19 protein-coding genes and 1 tRNA gene are annotated in these 19,939 nt (G+C 44.5%); 5 read left to right on the top strand and 15 right to left on the bottom strand.

The features are described 5' to 3' along the window. Nucleotides 1–34: 34 nt before the first annotated feature. Together ACKTR2_RS02260 and ACKTR2_RS02265 are read right to left on the bottom strand one after the other, a co-directional pair. Nucleotides 35–307 carry a GIY-YIG nuclease family protein gene (locus tag ACKTR2_RS02260; RefSeq protein ID WP_407882403.1) on the bottom strand — a complete coding sequence of 91 codons (273 nt, stop codon included), beginning with the start codon at nucleotides 305–307 and terminating at the stop codon, nucleotides 35–37. After that, entirely contained in the window at nucleotides 300–1,076 is a 777-nt protein-coding gene (locus tag ACKTR2_RS02265; protein WP_407882404.1) for a tRNA1(Val) (adenine(37)-N6)-methyltransferase, read from the bottom strand. The genes ACKTR2_RS02260 and ACKTR2_RS02265 overlap by 8 nt, the downstream gene beginning before the upstream one ends. Nucleotides 1,077–1,295: 219 nt before the next feature. On the opposite strand from ACKTR2_RS02265, the gene ACKTR2_RS02270 reads away from it, so the two are divergent. Beyond that, nucleotides 1,296–1,979, top strand: coding sequence for a lysophospholipid acyltransferase family protein (locus ACKTR2_RS02270; protein ID WP_407882405.1), 684 nt, complete (start codon nucleotides 1,296–1,298; stop codon nucleotides 1,977–1,979). Between the two features lie 85 nt (nucleotides 1,980–2,064). On the opposite strand, the gene ACKTR2_RS02275 is transcribed toward ACKTR2_RS02270, so the two are convergent. The 4 genes from ACKTR2_RS02275 to ACKTR2_RS02290 all read right to left on the bottom strand — a co-directional run bounded on the left by ACKTR2_RS02275 (nucleotide 2,065) and on the right by ACKTR2_RS02290 (nucleotide 6,566). Continuing rightward, complete coding sequence (locus ACKTR2_RS02275; protein WP_407882406.1) at nucleotides 2,065–3,888, bottom strand: ABC transporter ATP-binding protein; 1,824 nt, start codon at nucleotides 3,886–3,888, stop codon at nucleotides 2,065–2,067. Next, on the bottom strand, nucleotides 3,888–5,639 hold the full coding sequence (locus tag ACKTR2_RS02280; RefSeq protein ID WP_407882407.1) for an ABC transporter ATP-binding protein: 1,752 nt from the start codon (nucleotides 5,637–5,639) through the stop codon (nucleotides 3,888–3,890). Before ACKTR2_RS02280 ends, ACKTR2_RS02275 begins: the two co-directional genes overlap by 1 nt. A 368-nt stretch (nucleotides 5,640–6,007) precedes the next feature. Then, the gene (locus tag ACKTR2_RS02285) at nucleotides 6,008–6,232 is read right to left on the bottom strand and encodes a YneF family protein (RefSeq protein WP_407882408.1); all 225 of its coding nucleotides are present in this window, start codon (nucleotides 6,230–6,232) and stop codon (nucleotides 6,008–6,010) included. 94 nt (nucleotides 6,233–6,326) lie between these two features. Further along, nucleotides 6,327–6,566 carry a DUF896 domain-containing protein gene (locus ACKTR2_RS02290; RefSeq protein ID WP_407882409.1) on the bottom strand — a complete coding sequence of 80 codons (240 nt, stop codon included), beginning with the start codon at nucleotides 6,564–6,566 and terminating at the stop codon, nucleotides 6,327–6,329. 249 nt (nucleotides 6,567–6,815) lie between these two features. Between ACKTR2_RS02290 and lexA the strand changes: the two genes are divergently transcribed. Further along, on the top strand, nucleotides 6,816–7,445 hold the full coding sequence (lexA, locus tag ACKTR2_RS02295; RefSeq protein ID WP_407882410.1) for a transcriptional repressor LexA: 630 nt from the start codon (nucleotides 6,816–6,818) through the stop codon (nucleotides 7,443–7,445). Between the two features lie 88 nt (nucleotides 7,446–7,533). Here lexA and ACKTR2_RS02300 read toward each other — a convergent pair whose 3' ends face one another. After that, nucleotides 7,534–7,974 (bottom strand): nucleoside 2-deoxyribosyltransferase, encoded by a 441-nt coding sequence (locus tag ACKTR2_RS02300; protein WP_407882411.1) that lies wholly within the window; start codon nucleotides 7,972–7,974, stop codon nucleotides 7,534–7,536. A 287-nt stretch (nucleotides 7,975–8,261) separates the two neighbouring features. Between ACKTR2_RS02300 and ACKTR2_RS02305 the strand changes: the two genes are divergently transcribed. Beyond that, nucleotides 8,262–8,915 (top strand): hypothetical protein, encoded by a 654-nt coding sequence (locus ACKTR2_RS02305; RefSeq protein ID WP_407882412.1) that lies wholly within the window; start codon nucleotides 8,262–8,264, stop codon nucleotides 8,913–8,915. Between the two features lie 105 nt (nucleotides 8,916–9,020). On the opposite strand, the gene ACKTR2_RS02310 is transcribed toward ACKTR2_RS02305, so the two are convergent. Next, complete coding sequence (locus tag ACKTR2_RS02310) at nucleotides 9,021–10,187, bottom strand: hydroxymethylglutaryl-CoA synthase (protein WP_407882413.1); 1,167 nt, start codon at nucleotides 10,185–10,187, stop codon at nucleotides 9,021–9,023. Nucleotides 10,188–10,312: 125 nt separating this feature from the next. On the opposite strand from ACKTR2_RS02310, the gene ACKTR2_RS02315 reads away from it, so the two are divergent. Further along, nucleotides 10,313–10,401 (top strand) — tRNA-Ser (locus tag ACKTR2_RS02315). A 272-nt stretch (nucleotides 10,402–10,673) separates the two neighbouring features. Here ACKTR2_RS02315 and ACKTR2_RS02320 read toward each other — a convergent pair. The 5 genes from ACKTR2_RS02320 to rnz form a co-directional block, all read right to left on the bottom strand. After that, entirely contained in the window at nucleotides 10,674–11,192 is a 519-nt protein-coding gene (locus ACKTR2_RS02320; RefSeq protein WP_407882414.1) for an adenine phosphoribosyltransferase, read from the bottom strand. 13 nt (nucleotides 11,193–11,205) lie between these two features. Continuing rightward, nucleotides 11,206–13,545 carry a single-stranded-DNA-specific exonuclease RecJ gene (recJ, locus tag ACKTR2_RS02325; protein ID WP_407882415.1) on the bottom strand — a complete coding sequence of 780 codons (2,340 nt, stop codon included), beginning with the start codon at nucleotides 13,543–13,545 and terminating at the stop codon, nucleotides 11,206–11,208. Nucleotides 13,546–13,644: 99 nt separating this feature from the next. Next, nucleotides 13,645–14,022, bottom strand: a complete 378-nt coding sequence (locus ACKTR2_RS02330) for a lipopolysaccharide assembly protein LapA domain-containing protein (protein ID WP_407882416.1) — start codon at nucleotides 14,020–14,022, stop codon at nucleotides 13,645–13,647. Continuing rightward, nucleotides 14,019–14,888 (bottom strand): SDR family NAD(P)-dependent oxidoreductase, encoded by an 870-nt coding sequence (locus ACKTR2_RS02335; RefSeq protein ID WP_407882417.1) that lies wholly within the window; start codon nucleotides 14,886–14,888, stop codon nucleotides 14,019–14,021. Before ACKTR2_RS02335 ends, ACKTR2_RS02330 begins: the two co-directional genes overlap by 4 nt. 37 nt (nucleotides 14,889–14,925) lie before the next feature. Further along, nucleotides 14,926–15,855, bottom strand: coding sequence for a ribonuclease Z (gene rnz, locus ACKTR2_RS02340; protein WP_407882418.1), 930 nt, complete (start codon nucleotides 15,853–15,855; stop codon nucleotides 14,926–14,928). 236 nt (nucleotides 15,856–16,091) lie between these two features. Between rnz and ACKTR2_RS02345 the strand changes: the two genes are divergently transcribed. After that, entirely contained in the window at nucleotides 16,092–16,370 is a 279-nt protein-coding gene (locus ACKTR2_RS02345; RefSeq protein ID WP_407882419.1) for a hypothetical protein, read from the top strand. An 8-nt stretch (nucleotides 16,371–16,378) separates the two neighbouring features. Here the strand turns inward: ACKTR2_RS02345 and ACKTR2_RS02350 are convergent, their stop codons facing one another. Both ACKTR2_RS02350 and obgE read right to left on the bottom strand, forming a co-directional pair. Beyond that, nucleotides 16,379–18,301, bottom strand: a complete 1,923-nt coding sequence (locus ACKTR2_RS02350) for an acyltransferase family protein (protein ID WP_407882420.1) — start codon at nucleotides 18,299–18,301, stop codon at nucleotides 16,379–16,381. 48 nt (nucleotides 18,302–18,349) lie between these two features. Continuing rightward, nucleotides 18,350–19,672, bottom strand: a complete 1,323-nt coding sequence (gene obgE / locus ACKTR2_RS02355) for a GTPase ObgE (protein WP_407882421.1) — start codon at nucleotides 19,670–19,672, stop codon at nucleotides 18,350–18,352. Between the last annotated feature and the right edge of the window lie 267 nt (nucleotides 19,673–19,939).

Consider the following 19,939-nt stretch of genomic DNA (forward strand, 5'->3'; position numbering starts at 1 on the left):
ACTACCGGGAACGTTTGCATTAAATCCAAAAATATTAACCAACACTGATGCCATGCTCATGCAGAAACGCAATTTTTTTGGCCCGTGATTGATGCTTAAACGCATATTCGGCCTTTAAAGCACTCGATTTGTCGGGAAAGGCCTCGGCGTACAATAACCGCAAAGGATGTCGAAATTTTGGTCGAGTATATTTTGCCCCTTGTCCAGCTTGATGCGTGGCAAAACGTCGACCGACATCGTCTGTAAAGCCGCCGTATAGCGACTGGTCCGCACATAAAATGACATAAAAATAGTAAGGCTTAGCCATGCTGTGGTCGCCGTCCCTCTGGACCATACAACAATTGGGCGACGTGCCCAATATACGTTCCAGCATCATCTGCCACTGTTAATGGCGGTAAAATCGTCAAGCCGCCTGACCGGCCATCTTTAATCGCATCCACTAAGAACATATTCGCTGGACGATTAGGTTTGGGGTACACAAATTGCACTCGCTTGGGCATTAACCGATGAGTAGTTAAAGTGGTCATCATTTCTAAAAAACGATCTGGTCGAAACACAAAGTAGGCATGGCCCGACATTTTAAGCAAACTGGCAGTGGTTTCAACGACTTGAGCCAAAGTCGTAGCGATTTCATGCCGGGCAATGGCTAAATGCGGATTAGGATTTTTCTGGGACAATGGCTGGTTCGGAAAATACGGTGGATTACACGTCACAACACTGGCAGAATCTGGTTTAATAACGTTTGTTGCCTGCGCTAAATCTAGGTGGTGAACCGTAACTTGCTCGGTCAACTGATTTAAGGCAACCGAACGCTGCGCCATATCTACTAATTTAGGTTGAATTTCAATCAGATGAATTGCCCCAGCCGTCTTGTGACTGAAAAACAAACCGACGGCTCCATTACCAGCGCATAAATCCACCGTCAAACCACGGCGTGTTCGATCAGGTTGTGCAAAATCAGCTAGCAAAACGGCATCTAATGAAAACGAAAACACCGCTGAATTCTGAATAATCGAAATATCCGCACCGTAGAGTTGATCAATACGTTCGCCACTTTTTAACTCCGACTGCTCCATTTAACTTCTGAACTCCTTTTTAGAAAACTTGCTGTAATGATTATATGGTCGTTAATCTAACTTGCATTTAAACGCGCAAATGTTCATACTTCTATCAGATTATTACGGTCTATTGTTAAAAAAGCAAGCCTATTAGGCTCCAGCAACAACGATGGCGCAAATGAGACCCACGATCGTGTATATTTCAATCAGTTGACTTATATTAATGGAGGAATGCTTGTGTTTTACTCATTCATGCGAGCCATTGTCCGACTCATTCTCTGGCTCATCAATGGTCGACCACATTATTTGCATAAAGATCGCCTACCAAAGGGCACCTATATTCTGGTTGGCCCCCATCGGACTTGGTTTGATCCAATTTACTACGCGGTGGGTGCCGCCCCACGCAAATTTTCCTTTATGGCCAAAAAAGAACTCTTTAAGAATCCAATCATTCGTTTCATTTTAGTTCATGCCAATGCCTATCCAGTCGACCGGGACAATCCGGGGCCTTCGGCAATTAAAACACCGGTAAAATTATTGAAAGCTGGCGAACTATCCACAATTATCTTTCCTTCTGGGACCCGCCACTCCAGCGAGATGAAAGGCGGCGCCATCGTCATTGCCAAATTAGCGGGGGTACCCTTAATTCCCACGGTCTATCAAGGCCCATTAACATTTCGCGCCTTATTTTCTCGTCGGACCACCACCGTTAGCTTTGGCGATCCAATCATGATCGATCGTAAGTTCAAACTTGATGAAGCGGGCCAACAACAAGTCGATGCCAAACTCCAAGCAGCGTTCGACGCATTAGATCAGGAAATCGATCCACATTTCCACTATGTTGATCCAAATCAAAAAGAACAAGCTGCCTACCAGGCTAAAATTGCCGCAGAAACAAAAGCGGAGACCAAGCACCACTAAATTAATTAGTTCCTTTAAACCACAAACAAGCCGTCCTGACAAGAAAGGGCGGCTTATTTGTGACTTAGCTTAGTGTATCAGAGCGCTAATCTTGTGATTCATGTAATAATGCTGCGCGATCATCACCATCTACTGTAGTTTGCAAGCGATACATATCATAGTAACGACCGCGTTGGGCTAACAAAGTTTCATGGTTTCCATGTTCAACAATTCGTCCATGATCCAACACTAAAATTTGATCAGCATCACGAATAGTCGACAGTCGATGGGCAATTGCGATCGTCGTCCGTCCGGTCCGTAGCTTAGCTAAGCCGTCCTGAATTAAGGCTTCCGTCTCCGTATCAATATCGGCGGTCGCTTCGTCCAGAATTAAAATCTTGGGATCATGAGCAACCGTTCTTGCAAATGAAATCAATTGCCGTTGCCCCCCGGAATAACTCTTTCCGCGCTCGATCACTCGCGCGTGATACTTTCCCGGGAGCTGATTGATAAACTCGTCGGCTGAGACAAATCGGGCGGCCGCTTCAACTTGCTCGTCACTAATTGAATCATCGAACATGCGAATATTTGAAGCAATATCGCCATAAAACATGAATGGATCCTGCAAAACCAACCCAAATTGTTGCCGCAATTCAGCTAAATCATACTCACGAATATCGCGATCATCAACCAAGACTTCGCCTGAATCGTATTCGTAAAATCGCATTAAGACATTAATGGTCGATGATTTTCCCGAACCAGTGTGACCCACTAGGGCTAATGTTTGCCCTGGCTCCACAGTAAACGAAACGTCATGTAAGACATCATGTTCGCCATCATAACTAAAATTAACGTGACGAAATTCGATCTTGCCACGTGTAACATGCGCGCCTGCGACGGGACGTTGAGTGGGCGCATATGTTTGGTCATCCATAATTTTCAACACCCGCGATCCGGCCACCACGCCATCTTGAAAATCAGATAACGAATCCATCATATTCGCCATTGGGTTATAAAAATTATTGAGATATTGGATAAACGCGTAAATTGTCCCCGCCAAAACAAAATGATGGAGTGCGTTAATGCCAAACATCCACAATACCGCAACTTCGCCCAAAGCGAACAAGAGGTCAATAATTGGCCCCAGCAAGAGAGAATTAGTGCTAATCATCGCTTGGCGAGTCGCAAAGTAAGCATCATTTGTTTGATCAAATTCAGCGTTCATGCGGCGCTCCTGGCGAAACTCTTGAATCACGCTAATCCCCGTAATCGATTCAGCCAATTTAGCATTCAATTCACTCAAACGCTCTCTCATACTTCGATAGACCCGGCTGCTGAAATGCTGATAATACCAAATCACTAAACCGAGGAACGGTAAGAATGCCAACACGACCAAGGCAATGCGCGCATTAGTGGTATACATCGCATAAAAAGACGTCACGACAGAAAATAAAGCCACAATTGCAGCTGCAAATAGCGCCCAAAACGTTTGGAAAGACATCGTATCATTTGTCAGTCGCGATAAGATTGATCCAGCTGGTACTTGATCAAAATAGCGCATGCCTAATCGATGTAACTTGCGAAAGAGCTGAACTCGCACATTTTCTAACATGCGTTCCCCACCCATTGCATATAAAAACTCTTGGCCAAATTGAAAAATCGCTTTAATCAACGTACCCAAAAAATAAAAACCGGCAAAAAATAAGACGACACGTAATGCTGCATTATTAACCCGTAAGTATTGGTTCATGTAGGTCTGCATTAACTTCGGCAAAAGAATGTTAATCAAACTAACCGCAAAGGCAAAAATGATGGCCCAGATAAAATCCCATTTATAGGGAGCCGCATACGGTAATAAACGCTTGATAACAATGCGCTGCTCTTTCAAAGACATGCTTTTGGACCAAGCAGACTGATGATTTTGAGCCATTAATCGTTACCTCCTCCAATTGAATCGGCCAGTTGTTGTTGATCATACATTCGCTTATACCAGCCGTTAGCCGCCATTAGGGTGTTGTGATTCCCGCGCTCAATGATTTTTCCGTCATCGAGAACGATAATTTCGTCCGCATTAATTACCGAACTCAAGCGGTGTGCGGCGATGATTGTCGTTTTATCAGCCCGTTTCTCGCCTAGACGCATTAAGATTTGCGCCTCTGTTTTGGCATCCACAGCTGACAACGCGTCATCTAAAATTAGCAACTCCGGGTTAATAACCAATGCCCGCGCAATGGCTAGCCGTTGTTTTTGCCCACCAGATAATGACACCCCTTCTTCGCCGACCTGTGTTTGATACCCGTCAGGCATACCAATAACATCTTCGTCAAACGCCGCTGTGTACGCCGCCGCTCTGACTTCGTCGTCACCAATATCCGGATTGGCAAATGCAATATTTTCCCGAATCGATGTGGAAAACAGAAAATTATCTTGCGGTACATAACCTAAAGCATGAATGTATGCGTCCAATGTATAATCACGAATATCATGCCCGCCAAAGTCAATTTGACCATCGTAATGATCAAATTGACGCAAGAGAAGCTTCAATATGGACGTTTTCCCAGCGCCCACTCGACCAACGATTCCCAAAGTGTGCCCAGCCGATAGTTGAAAATCAATATTTTGAAGGCGCAAAGCTTCATCATTGGGATAGCTAAATGCATTAATCTGCACATTTAAATCGCCATGGGCTGGCTGTGAAACGCCGTTAGTGTTCTCGATGATTTCTGAACGTTCATGTAGTAGGAAATTAACCCGATCATAGGAGGCATTCCCCCGCTCCATCGTATTGAATAATTGTCCAATCGCAAACATTGGCCAGACCAACATTCCCACATAAGCAATAAAGGTCACTAGTTGTCCCACTGTGATCACTTGTGTCGTGACATAGCGTCCCCCAAGAATAATCGTTGCGACGTACGACAGCCCAATAATCACCGTAATTAGCGGGTCAAATAACGCATCTAACCAATTAGTTCGCCGGTTAATGGCAATCGTCTTAGTGACTTGTTGTTCAAAGTCAACTTCATCTTCACGTTCTTGTCCAAGCGTCTTGATAACTTTAATGCCTTCAATACTTTCCTGCGCTTTATTGTTCAAATTCGAGAAAGCCGCCTGTGATTCACCAAAAGCTAGATGAATCTTTGTTCCCAGATAACGAGCGACCAAAGCAATTAGTGGCAGTGGGAGAACCGCGATGATGGTCAAACGCCAGTTAACAAGCGCCATCATGGCAATCAGGGTCGTGCCGCCGGTAATGATTGAATCAGCAAATTGTAAAATGCCACCTCCAGCAACCCGCTGAATTGCGGACAAATCGTTAGTTGCATGCGCCATTAGATCGCCGGTTCGGTAACGCTGATAAAAGGCAGTATCCATAACCATGAAATGAGCGTATAACCGTTCCCGCAAGGTTTTTTCCAGCTTTGCTGCGCCACCCCAAATCGATATCCGCCACAAATATCTCGCGGCATATGATGCTATGGCAATAACTGTCATTAAGAGAAGATCACGGGTAAGACGGCCGCCGCTCAAGTGTTTCCGATTCATTAAATCAACTAAATTCCCGATAATTCGTGGCGGAATAATTCCTAAAACGGCCGTCATCAACAGACCAAACACACCCCAAAAATAAAGGCGCCGTTCCTGCTTAAAATACCAAGCTAATTTCCTAAAAATTGACAAAGTGATCCCTACTTTCTTAACGACCAGGGTGAAATCATTCTGGGCTAGGCTCAGACAACAGGCTTGTGTAACTAGACAAAGACCTCAAGGTGAAACAAGCCGGGTGGTGTCGAGCACTAGCTGAGACTTAACTGTTGGCGATCTGGGCCAACTGGTAAGTCTGGGCTAGGCACAGACAACAGGCTTGTGTAACTAGACAAAGGCCTCAAGGTGAAACAAGCTGGGTGGTGTCGAGCACTAGCTGAGACTTAACTGTTGGCGATCTGGGCCAACTGGTAAGACTGGGCTAGGCGCAGACAACAGGCTTGTGTAACTAGACAAAAAAACGGACAGAAATTAATCCGCCCGTTTAATCAATTACAATAACATTAACTCTTACGTGACTGTGCCTGCATCGTTGCTAGCATCTGCTTCAGCTTCTTTTCAGAAGGCTTCTGCCCCATTTGTAGCATCATACTGCGCAACATGTCTTCAGTAATCGGAGGATTGTTCTTCAGGTAGTTTTGCATATAACGGCGTGCAAAGAAAAAGCCGCCAATTACACCGGCGATCGCGGCAATAATCACGATCAAAATCCATAACCCTGTTGACATCAAGATACCCCCCTTTACAATAATGATTTACATCAAACTATATTACACAAGTAAGGACCGCTTGAAAACCCTTTACCTATAAAAAGATCTTAAATTAATCATCACGGAGTCCTTTATCTCGTTGAACCTTTTTAACTTTTTCAGGGGTCACTTCATTGCCTTCATCGTCAAACACCTGTAACATTTCGACTTGTGACTTAAACGCTTTTCTAAAGTTGGCAAGAAATTCTTGACGTAATTTCTTTTGTTCGGTTTTTTCAGCGTCAGACAGTCCTTCACTTTTCTCTTTGTGGGCTAGTTCGTTAATTCGTGCTCGCAGTTTTTCTGCATCCATTGATGGTCTCCTTTACGAGTGGATCGGAACATCCACCTTCAACTTTTAAAATACATTATACGCTTGGTTTCTACAATTCCCAAAAGATTCGCTGCCGACCGAACATTTGTTTGACCCAACGTTTTTCATGTGCTAAATTTGATGTATCAGCAAGTGTTGAGGGGATCAAACTTCCTACCCACCTTGGGTTTAATCAGCAACGTCGTGCTAGGACTGAATGTTCGTAAAAAATCCAATGAGGTATCAGAAATGTCTAAGAATGCAGAAACTAAACAAATGGCGGTCCTTCGTTTCATCTACGATCGGGTCAGCGAGAAAGGCTATCCGCCGACCGTCCGTGAGATTGGCGAGGCCGTTGACCTATCCTCAACTTCAACGGTTCACGGTCATATCGATCGCTTACAAAAAAAAGGGCTACTCGTCAAAGATCCCACTAAACCTAGAGCCATTGAACTAACCGATGATGGGTTAATCGCACTTGGTGTCTCAACGACGCCTAATGAAATTCCGTTGCTTGGTGTTGTCGCTGCTGGTGAACCAATTTTAGCGGTTCAAGAAGCGACTGACTTCTTCCCGATCCCGCCAGAATTATCTGACTACGATGGTGATCTTTTCATGTTAACAATCCGCGGGGATAGCATGATCAACATGGGCATCTTAACTGGCGATCGAGTAATTGTTCGTCGCCAGCAAAATGCAGATAATGGTGATATCGTCATTGCCATGACCGACGAAAATGAAGCTACTTGCAAACGCTTCTTCAAGGAATCGGACCATTACCGGCTTCAACCTGAAAATGATGAAATGGCGCCGATTATTTTAAACAATGTGACGATCTTAGGCAAGGTTGTCGGTCTATACCGAGATGCAATCTATTAGTTCGCCTTATTTCTAAAATTGAGCCAAACAAAAATCCTTCCGCGTATGGAAGGATTTTTGTTTCCTTGTCATTTAAAACGCCGCTCGCTTACTGAATATCACCCGTATAACTCGTGTGCGGTAAATCGTTAAAATCTAGCGTCTTAATGGCCATCGCATCCGTTGTATAAGTTGTTGCACCTTGAATCAACATTAAATTGACAAGCCCTGACTTTTCATGTAGCAGCACAACTGGCTTCCCCTGGGCCACCGCATAGCCAATTTCAAATGCGGTCCCACTGTCGACAGAATCATCGGTAAAGTCTGCAACGGCGACAACCATATCTGCAGCATTGAGGTGGTTTAAATCATGCTGATACGCCGTTGTTTGCCACTCCTCACTTCCAAATGTTAAATCTGGAAATTGTGATAAGCGTGGACTAAAAACATCGCCAACGGTTTTATTATCAGCAAGTGCTTGCTCAACTCGCTTAACCCGGTCGATTTGTTCTTCATCAAAAAATGGGCTCGCTAAATAAATTGATTTCAATGTGTTGCCTCCTAAAATTAGTATAGTCATTGTACCAAAAGACGAACATAAGCGTAAACTAAAACTTTATCGTTTTTTATTTTTACCTAATTAAAAATAATTTGTGTTAATTAAACCAAATATCGTTCTAATTCAAGAACATTATAGTTAGTAACCGCTCCTTTTAAAATGCAATAAACTGGTTGCCTAACCAGGCACACTAATCCTGTTTGTAAAAAGTTCACTTTTTACTTAAGGAGGAACATGTTAAAATGATTTCAGCAAAAGTTACGGAAAGAGGATTTGGCATGATTTATTTAACAGTTTTCGGTGGCATTGCCTTAATTTTGGCAATTTTTTATTTGCTCAATTCCGTCCAGAGTTATCACACTTGGCGGTTTGCCACTTTTTTAGTGGTTATTTTTGCTCTAGCTACCGGGTATGGTGCGATTCATTTACCAGCGCAGCACCGTGAAGCGCAACAGCAAGCAAAAAAAGCTGCCGCTTCACAGAAAAAAACCAGTTCGCAAACGAAGGCAGCCCAACAGTCCTCATTAACCAAGGCTGCCTCAACGTTTAATCCAACTGGGACTGTAATTAACGGTGAAACAGAGTCACAAAAAAGCGCTGCCCGTTCTAACGCTGAACAGCAGATGACCAAGCAACTTGGAACGGCTTTCGCCAATTTTGGGAAAGTAACTTTTGCGGCTGATAGTAAAACATATACAATCACGCCAACTAATGCTGATACGGTTAAGGCATTAGAAGCGTTGGAAGCAACACCAAGCCAAGCTGAACAAGCCCAATGGCCAACGCTAACAGAGAATTTCAGAAAATCATCGGCCAACGTTAGCAAGTCGCTGCAAGCTGATTACACAATCACCTTGGTTAGCCCGGACCAAAACGGTAAAGTTCTCTACAGTGCCAAAAATGGACAGACTGTCACAGATTTTACAAAGTAAAAATGGCTAGATTTAACTTAAGCCTAAAAAATGAGCTAATTCCTTATACAGCTGGAATTAGCTCATTTTTTCATTGAATCGCGGAATTCAAGATTGTGTTTAGGATTAGTTTTGTTCACGATATTGTCGCTGTTCTTCTTTGACCCCTGCCAATACAAATCGACTGGGATCCTCGCTGATATTATTCAACTGGGTTGACCCATCCGTCGGCAATTGCGTCAAAAACATTTGCTCATAGGTTGGGACATCTACCTGGTGCCGCATGTCTAACAACTGTTCAATTTCAACTTGGTTGAAGCCGGTTCGATAATTGGGCTGCAATGTCCCAGTGAAAAATTCTCCTTCGGCGCCAGAGCCATAGCTGAATAAACCCAGTGAAGCGCCCCCAGTTAGATCACCATTTGCTAAGAGCGATAGTAAACTCAAGTAAAGTGAGCCTGTGTATAAATTACCCACTCGCCGATTCCAAACTCGGGCTTGTTCAAAATTACTGGTTAATTGTTCAGCATTGTCAGAGTCGGTTTCAGGTAGAACCGTACGTAATGCTTTTAACCCCATTTTTGAAAATGGCAAATGGAATAACAGGGCCTGATAATCTGACAATTGATGATGGTAAGTTTGCGTGAATCGGTGCCAAATATCTTGGAAGAAGTCGATATAAATATTAGCGGAGTAATGGCCATCCACGCGGGCCTCCGTGGCATAGACAGGGCGCCAAAAGTCCATCACATCTCGGGTTAAATATGTGCTCTCATTGCTTAACGCCAAAATTGTCGGATTCTCGCTCATTACCATTGCCACAGCACCGGCGCCCTGAGTAATTTCACCGGAAGTCTTCAAGCCGTAGCGCGCAATGTCAGCTGCTAAGACGAGTACGCGACGTTTGGGATGGACAAGTAGATAATCTTTGCCTAACTGTAAAGCGGCGGTCGCCGAGTAACAGGCTTCTTTGACCTCAATTGCCCGAGTATGTTCGGTAAGCCCCAGTAAATGCTGTAGGTAAATTGCAGCAGCTTTGGAGTTATCAATTCCTGATTCAGTTGCGAATAAGATCAAATCGATAGTCGAACGATCCTCATCGGTCAGAATTTGAGCCGCTGCATTAGCTGCCATGGTGACCACGTCTTGGGTAATCGGGACGACCGCCATTTGTGATTGTCCAATTCCGATATGATACTTATCCGGATCATCGCCACGAGCATTGGCCAGATCGGTCATATCCAAAAAATATTGTGGGGTGTAAAACCCCATTTTATCGATACCAACTTTCATTATTCTTGCCTCATTTATTTTCGAAGTGATTGGTAAATTTATTTTCAAACCGTTCATTAACTTTAACCGCTGATGCCTTTACAGTCAAATCTGTGATTGTTATACTATTACTTGCGACATGCTTTGGAGAGTTGGCAGAGTGGTAATGCAACGGACTCGAAATCCGTCGAACCCGTGTTGAGCGGGCGCGCAGGTTCAATTCCTGTACTCTCCTTAATTAGACCGTTGTTAAACGGTTACAGAAAAGCAAACAGATTCCCTCGATGTCAGGAATCTGTTTGCTTTTTTGTAACTAGATGCTGAGTGATTTTGAAGCTGAGATATCCAAACATAAATGATCTGCTCTTCTTAATTTTTTTTGCTGAGCACTTGGTGTATTTTTGAAATCACTAGGAAATTAAAAAATGCTATTCTCACCGATTCGAATTCATATGTTCTGTTAAAAAAGCATTCACCGATTTTTTAAATCAGTGAATGCTTTTTTAACTAATAATCCATCAAAACCAACGTATCGTAATCCTTTAACTTTGCTAACCCATTCAATTCTTTTAATTGAAGTAAGAAAGCACAACCAACCACCACGCCACCAAGTTGTTCGACAAGCTTGATTGTTGCTTCGATAGTGCCACCAGTTGCTAAGATATCATCGGTGACTAGTACCCTTTGGCCGGGTTGAATTGCGTCATCGTGCATGTAGAGTGAGGCTGTTCCATACTCTAAAGCATAATCAGCCTTAATTGTCTTACGGGGTAGCTTGCCCTTTTTGCGAGCTGGCGCAAACCCAATGCCTAATTCGTAGGCCACTGGACAGCCGACAATAAAGCCGCGCGATTCAGGTCCAACCACCATGTCTACTTGCTTGTCGCGAGCATAGCTAACAATGGTATCTGTCGCTTGATGATACGCTTCTCCATCCCCCATTAACGGTGAAATATCGCGAAACATAATGCCCTTTTCTGGATAATCCGGTACTGTCGCGATGTACTTGGTTAAATCTAAGGTCACGTTCTTCACTCCTTTAAACAGCCTGGTTCATTGCTTCCACCAACCAAGCTTTTAGTTGGGGGCCCTTTGAATACAGCAATTTTTCTTCCGCATCAATCCGCTGTAGCCGCTGATGATATGCTACCATCTCTGATAATTTTGCAGGCTTTGGATCGCTGATGCCGTTCATCACACCAGATTCTATTCTAACAAACCCAGCTTCAAAAAACAGCTGAATCATGAAAATCAACTTGTTCAAATCAATCTTTAAAAAATCGGCGAGGACTGCCATCTGGTGCCCCACATCAACGTTTTGATGTGTTTTGACAAAGCTAAATAATTTGCCATATTCAGCCCGGCTTGGCATCCCACTCAAAAAAGCTGAATCCCGTTCATAGAAATAGGTTGTCAGCTCAGCTACCTGTGTCGCAGCTAAAACCTGTTGAAGATCCGTTAACGCTGGTGGGCAATCTACAATGACCAAATCTTTAATGATCGCCGGTAACTCATCCACGCCAACTCGAATTACCTTGGCACCTTCGGACAAATAAGGCTGTAACTGATCAGCCAGTTTACCTTGGAAGAATAAATAAGTCGCCGGTCGGGCAAACAAAGGCTTCGTCAGATTGTTAGTTCGGGTCAATACAATGGCGACCCCTTCCACCTGAATGTCTTTCACCATCAATTGATAGGTTGTCCGCCCTTGCCAACTATTAGCAGAAAGCGTACCAATAACGGAAATATCCTCCGGGTTAGCCGCAACCTGCACTATCGCATCCCCAAAACCAAAAGCAATGGCTGGCACCGACGTTTGCTGATCGTCGACTAACATGAATTTTAAATGATTCTTTGCGGATCCCATCGTTTTGATATTATCAACACGGCTCGGCCGAATCTCAAAAATTGGCTGGGGATTGTCCATACCAAATGGTCCCAATTGTTGAACTTCCTGATAGGCTGATTCAGTTATTTCATTGGCCGCAAGTGTCGCTGTTACTGACAAAGTTGCCCTTTGGTCGACATCGATGGCTTGGCTTTTCCCGGCGTCGATCAATGTCTGCGTCAGTAAATTCAACTGCGTCTGTGCCACGGTTAGGCCACAAGCCATTGCATGTCCACCAAAAGCCACTAAATGGTCACGAATCGGATTTAAAGCGGCAAACAGATCAAAGCCCTTAATACTGCGCCCGGAACCTTTCAGTGTGCCTTGATCCGGATTGTCACTTAACACCAATGTCGGTTTATGCGTTGCCTCGACGACTTTACTAGCAACGATCCCCAAAACCCCTTCATGCCATCCTTGACCATGAATAACTAGGACCGGTTGTGACTGATTTTCAGGCGCCTCAGCTTGCGTAAGCGCATCTGTGCTAATTGTTTTAACCAACTCTTGACGCACCTCATTTTGTTGATTAACTTGTTTCGCTAACTCATTGGCTCGATCTTCATCTAAAGTCGTTAACAGTTCAACCGCCGGATTTGCGTCCCCTAAACGTCCTACGGCATTCAAGCGAGGTGCAATCCCAAAACCAACGTGTTCTTCATTGATTGTAGTTGCGTCAATCCCAGCCGCTTTCATTAAGGCAATTAACCCGGGGCGTTGCGTTTGACTGATGACTTGCAGTCCAAATTTTACTAGTGCATGATTCTCATCAGTTAAGGGCACTAAATCAGCGATTTCACCAATGGCGACTAAATCCAATGCGTCGCTTAACTCATCTGCTGAAGCTTCTAACAAACTTTGTGCAACTTTAAAGGCCACGCCAACACCAGACAGCCCTCCAAATGGATAGTGTCCTTGAGGGTGGCGAGGATGAATAATCGCAAAGGCATCCGGTAACTGGGCTGGTAATTCGTGATGATCCGTGACAACCACATCAACTTGCCGTTGTTTTGCCGCATCAATTGCCGCATGACCGGCGACGCCATTATCAACCGTCACAAATAACTGAGTACCGGCGTCAATAAGGCGATTAAACGCCTCAACATTTGGACCATAGCCATCTGTAAAGCGATTCGGAATGTAGTAATTTACTTCAGCACCTAATTGGGCCAGTGTTTCATACATTAGAGCCGTACTCGTTAAACCATCGGCATCATAGTCCCCGTAGATAGTAATTTGTTCGCCATTGGCCACTGCCGCTTGAATTCGGGCCACACCTTTAGCCATATCAAACATCGTATTAGGATCATGAAGTTGTTCAATCGTTGGCGTTAGCCAGGCCTGCGCCTGTTCAACGGTGGTTAGTTGACGACTGATTAATAAGCGTGCTAAAAACGGTGTAATCTCTGCGTCTTTGGCTAACGCCGCCACCTGAGTTTCATCTGCAGGCGTGCTTTTCTTCCAATTAAACTTGGCTTCTAACAAAATCATTGTCCCCTTCGCCTAAAATCGCATTCAAACTGATTTAATTCAACATAACAGCAAGCAGCCAGACCATAAAAAGGTCTGGCTGTTTTATTAGCCCAACAACTAGCGTGTTAAATGGTCGTCAGTCGGCGATTTCGTACCTAGTTGTTGTTGCAGCGTTTCAATCGTCTGTTCGCGTTGCTTAATCAATTGATCTAATTGATTGTTTTTTTGCGTTAATGTTTGGTTTTGCTGTTTCAATTGAACATTTTCCTGACCCACTTTAGCTTCATTAGGTTCCTTATCATGGTGACCACCCGCTGAAACTAATACCGTAATCAACGCGCCGAGCAACAGTGAAACAATCAAGATTAAAATCATTGGCCATCTCACCGTTGTAAAACCAAAGTGAATTGGTACTGAATTGCCATTCATTACGGCAAAAATCGCGATGATCAAAACCAACAGCAAGCCAACCACCAGTCGCCATTGATTCCTCATTCGACGGACTCCTGACTCGATTCACTCAAATGAATCCGTTTAGCTGGTCGTGGCTTGAACACTTGTGACATGATAAAGTCACCAACCCCGGGCATTAAATGATAGGCCACGGCAAGTGAACGGAAATAACGTGGAATGACTAAGCTGCGCACATGGTACCCAATGGCATCAATGATTCGCTGGGCAACTAGTTGTGGTGTCACCGTAAAGCTAGCGACACGCGCCAAATAATCACCCTGTTGATCAGCTACGTTAAAGAAGTTTGTGGCCACTGGTCCAGGGTTTACCGTTGTAACCTGGATCCCAAAAGGTTGTAACTCTTGACGCATAACGTCGCTATACCCCGTCACTGCAGCCTTGGTTGCCGTGTACACAGCTGAGTTCGGGGTTGGAATTAAGGCAGCAACTGAAGCAATATTTACAATTGCCCCATAATGTTTATCAATCATTTGACTCGCTAATCTGCGTGTAATGTAAATGAGGCCTAATACATTAACAGCAAACATCTTTTGTGTTAAGGCCGCATCGGTCTCCAAACCAGGTTCCATATCGCCAAAACCGGCGGCATTAATCACGACGTCAACGGATCCGACTTCATGCCCGATCAACGTTAATGTCTCATCAACCGCATCTGCATCGCTTAAATCCAACGGATAGGCAAACGCGGGCCGACCAGAGTAAATCATACACTGTTGCGCCACCTGCTTTAACTTTTGCTGGTTACGCGCAATTAAGACGACAATGGCGCCTCGCTGAGCAGCCTCAAAAGCCGTGGCCTGGCCAATCCCGGATGATGCACCCGTAATTAACACAATTCGATTTTTCAAATTACGTAATTCTTTTAGTTTGCTCGATAAATTCATCATTCTACTCACCTCTGGGCCGACCAGCTAGTAGTCCGCCTTATTTTTTGAAAGGAATGTCAATGATATCAAAATCCCGCACAACTTTACTCCGCTTGAATGTTCGTTGTGCTTCGCGCTCTAACTCTTTGGCTCCTCTGCCATTATAACGCGCCGAGATATGATTCAACAGTAGTCGGCCAACATGTGCATCGCGAGCCACTTGAGCCGCCTGTTCACTTGTTGAGTGATAGTAATTATGCGCCATTTTGGTTTCATCTGCAGCAAAGGTGCTTTCGTGAACCAAAACATCTGCATCTACCGCTAATTCAATGGAGCGCCGATTTTTTCGCGTGTCGCCGAGAATCGTCACAATTCGCCCTTTTTGGGCTGGACCGATGAAATCTTGTCCATTAAGCGTTCGCCCATCTGGTAAAGTAACTGTTTTCCCGGCCTTCAACTGTCCGTAAACCGGGCCCGATGGCACCTTTTCTGTTCTTAATTTATCGACTAACAATTCGCCGCGATGATCTTTTTCAACGACTCGATAACCAAAAGTTAAAATCTTGTGATCCAATCGTTTGCAAGACACAGTGAACGTGGCGTCATCAAAAATGATACCATCGCCATTTAATTCCACAAATTTTAGCGGGTAGGTCAGTCCAGATTCGGACAACCGGAGACTTGTCTGAACGTACTCTTTGATGCCTCGCGGTCCATAAATCGTAAGCGGTTCATTGCCACCTTGAAATGAGCGAGAACTCAATAATCCAGGTAGTCCGAACAAATGATCACCGTGTAAATGGGTAATAAAAATTTTTTCGATCTTACGGGGTTTAATTGTGGTATTTAAGATTTGATGTTGGGTAGCTTCTCCACAATCAAATAACCACAACGCATTTCGTTCATCCAATAATTTCAGCGCTAAACTAGAAACATTACGCGCCTTCGCCGGCGAACCAGCACCTGTTCCTAAAAATTCAATTTCCATATCTATCCCGTTTCCTAAATTTAAAAATAACCCATCATCATTCATTGATCGGTCATTTGCCCTAGTTTCAAAAAATAATCTGCTCTCAATTTTACTGAACTTAACCATAAAAAACAATGGAAGTACACGGTCAGCAGTTTGATTCCGTGCCCATCCATCGAGCTGATCGTCACTTGCTTGACAGCAGAATGTGAGTCGATTGTGCTATGATGACCGTACTTATCAGGAGGTTTTCTATGCGTCTCGTTGATTTTTCCTTTGCGACAGCTGATTACGATCTTAATCGACCACTCTTCATTTATGATGGAACCAATCCTCAACCTGTAACTGGTATCGAGATCGACTCAGCAACGCATCGCTTGCAATTACGGGTTGGAACTAATTATCCCATCACCTTGGATCAATTTAACACACGAACAAAAAGAATTCCCGGTCACTGGCGTATTGTTATGCTGCCAACCAACCGAGAATTATTTGGCTATCGACTAATCGGTGAAAAACTAGTTTTCATGTAAAGGTCTGTTTAGTGTCGATCAACGATTGTTTGGACGACTAGCTTAGTATAAGCGAGGCTCCCCGCCGGATTAGGATGCACATGATCTTCGCCAAACCAACTGGGTTGATTATGACTAAGACCGTACCAATCCACCAAATAAACCTGTTTAGAGCGATCCGCATTAAATTTAATTAAGTCGTTAACCTGATTTTGCCAGTTCTTTGTTGGCACCACGGTGTTAACCCAGAACACTCGCCGTTTTGGACCAATGGCTTTCAACACATCATCGACTTGTCCTTGAGTCATCGGCGAATTCGTCCCTAGATTAATAATCACATTAGGTGCCAAGAGGTGGCGATTTTTAAGATCAGAAATAACGGCGGGCGCTTGCCAAACTTGCCGACCAACTTTTGCGTCCACATAAGCATGACCAAAAACTTGCTGCAGGTTATCTGCGTTATCTACCAATACGGAGTCACCAATTGCCGTCACTGAGGTCTGTTGCGCCGCTAGCATCGTAGCAGGGGTTAATTTGAACTTGGCAGCCGTCTGTTTTTGTGATGGATTCAATTGTTTATCAGCTGCCGCGTTTGTTTGCCGCTTTTCCTTTCGTGAGGCATTTAGCGCGGCTTTTTCTTTTGCTATTTTGCGATTACGCACATCTGCTCGTTTTCCGGCCGCATCGATCTGCTTAGCTTGCGCGTTTTTGGCACCATTAACATGGCTTGGCGCTTGCACGAAACCGATCAAAGTTAACAAGGTTAAAACTAACATCACACCGATAGTCCCTAACTTCACCGGTTGATTAAACCATTGCATCGGTTGCCGTATTTCATGCTGCCGTTGACGCCAGTTTACAGTCCAGCTTCGACCAGCTAACGGCTGTTCGATCAATCGATACGATAATTCTGTCACTGCCAAAATCAGTATCAGTTCGACCAATGAATTAAGCACTGGATGAGCCGCGACGTTCACGACGCGCTGCTCATAGAAAACCATTACCGGAAATTGATATAGATAAATACCATAACTTCGTTTACCGATCCATGTGAATACGGGGTTGGTTAACCAGCGATTCCAACTAGCTCCTGGATGAACAATCACCGCAATCATTAAAGTCGTGAGTACCGAAAACAAAGCCATGCCGCCGTGATAGGTGATGGCATCTGTTCCTGAGATTAACCAATACATTAGGACCATAACCGTTAAGCTAAGCCCACCGATCCAGTTCAACAGCCGTCGTCCCCCGGCTTTAAGCTGGGAATTAAGCTGACGTGATGGCCAAATCGTTGCCAACGCGGCGCCCAAGAACAGGGAAAAAGCCCGCGTATCCGAACCGTAATAAACTCGATTGATGCTCGCATCACCGTGATACAAAATAGCCATCAGCATCATTGACAAAATGGCTAATCCGGTCAATGTGCTGGCAATTTTGGCTCGTTGTTTCAACCATTTGACGAGCCCCCAAATCACAAATGGCCAGATTAGATAAAACTGTCCCTCAATGGATAATGTCCACAGGTGCGTAAACGGCGACTCACCGTTAAATCGATCAAAATAAGATTGGCCGTGGCCAATTTCAAACCAATTATAGACGTACAGCACATTCGTAATAATTGTTGCGCGTAAACCAGCCAGCAGCGGCCGGGCAAACACCGTGATATAGGCACTGGTACTAATCAACATGGCAAATAATGCCGGTGACAATCGTTTTAACCGATGACGATAAAATTGTCCAACTGAAAATGCATTTCCATGATGGATCTGGTTCAAAAAACTATCGGTCACTAAATAACCAGTCAGACCAAAAAAGATGGGTACCCCAAGGAACCCACCTGGTAAAAACGCAGGTAACAAATGATATGCAATGACACCCAGTACCGCAATGGTTCGAAAACCATCGATACCAGTGATATAGTGCCGCTGTTTAGGCACTGTTTTTACTGCCATGTGAAAACCCTCTAATTTCCTCACAAACTCATCTTGCTGGCAATGCGATTATTCAATAAAGTCAAACGTAAAGTCTAAGATCTGAACCATATCGCCATCCTTAGCTCCAGCCTCTCGCAGAGCATCATCGACTCCCAGACCTCGTAATTGGCGGGCAAAACGAATCATGCTTTGCTCATGTTGTGTATTCGTCATCTTAAATAACCGTTCAAGTTTGTCACCACTGAGTACCCACGTGCCATCCTCGTCTTGATCAACAGTGAATGCTGGAACTTCTTCTGGATCAAATTGATATAGTACGCCATCCGTTGGTTCATCCACTGCTGGCTTAAAGACTGGTGTTGTCGCCAATAGATCGGCGGTCGCATTAATCAATGGCGTCAGTCCTTCGTGCGTCACTGATGAGATGGCGAGCACTTGCGGCGTAGTCGATAGGCTATCATCTGCGGCGATGGCGGCCTTGAACGCGTCAAAGCGCTCTTGGGCACCAGGCAAGTCCATCTTAGTAGCCACTACGATCTGCGGTCGCTCCAGTAAATCCGCATCGTATTCTCCTAACTCCTTATTGATGGCTCGAAAAGCATCAATTGGCAACTGACTCGTCGTTTCATCCATAAATTCATCGCCGCCCATTGCGACTAAATGAAGCAAAACCCGGGTTCTTTCCACGTGTCGTAAGAATTGGAATCCAAGTCCCACCCCATCACTTGCACCTTCAATCAATCCTGGCAAGTCGGCCATCACAAAGTCGCGTCCGTCTTCTAAACGAACCATGCCGATATTGGGATCAATCGTCGTAAAATGATAGGCGGCGATTTTCGGCTTCGCATTCGTAATGACTGACATCAGTGTTGATTTACCGACGGAAGGAAAACCAACCAACCCCACATCAGCTAACAATTGAAGCTCTAAGCCAATACGACGCTCTTGCCCGGGCTCACCATTTTCAGCGATCTCGGGAGCAGGGTTTTTTGGTGTCGCAAATTTCATATTGCCACGGCCACCACGGCCACCCTTGGCAATAACTAACTGTTCGCCGGGTTCCGTGAGATCACCTAACACTTCATCTGTATCTAAATCTCGAATAATGGTTCCGCCAGGCACCTTAACGATCAAATCCACCGCGGATCGACCAGTCATTCCCTTTGTCATCCCGTTACCGCCATGTTTAGCCTTATAATGGCGGTTATACCGAAAGTCCATTAACGTGCGCAGACCTTCGTCAACAACCATGATGACATTACCACCATGACCGCCATCACCACCAAATGGTCCACCATTGGCAACAAATTTTTCTCGACGAAAGGAAACAATTCCGTTGCCGCCGTTACCGCCCTTTACTTCAATTGTTGCTTGATCTACAAATGCCATTTTATTCTCCGTCTCTTGTTGTATCTGCTCACGGTTCCTGACCGTGCTTCATTCGTTCAATTCCGCTCTCACCATTGTACAGTGCGATCCGCCGAAGGGCAAACAGAAACCGCGTTATCGACGTTTTAAACGAAATAAAAAAATCGTTAACTATTATAAATGAAGGATTTAGGACAAAAGCAAAATCTAAATTTCATAGTCAACTTAAATCGTAGAGAGCGAGGCATAAGTCGTTTGACTTATGCCCCGCTCTCACGATTATTGACA

This window comes from Furfurilactobacillus curtus (assembly GCF_045862785.1).
Taxonomy (GTDB): Bacteria; Bacillota; Bacilli; order Lactobacillales; family Lactobacillaceae; genus Furfurilactobacillus; species Furfurilactobacillus curtus.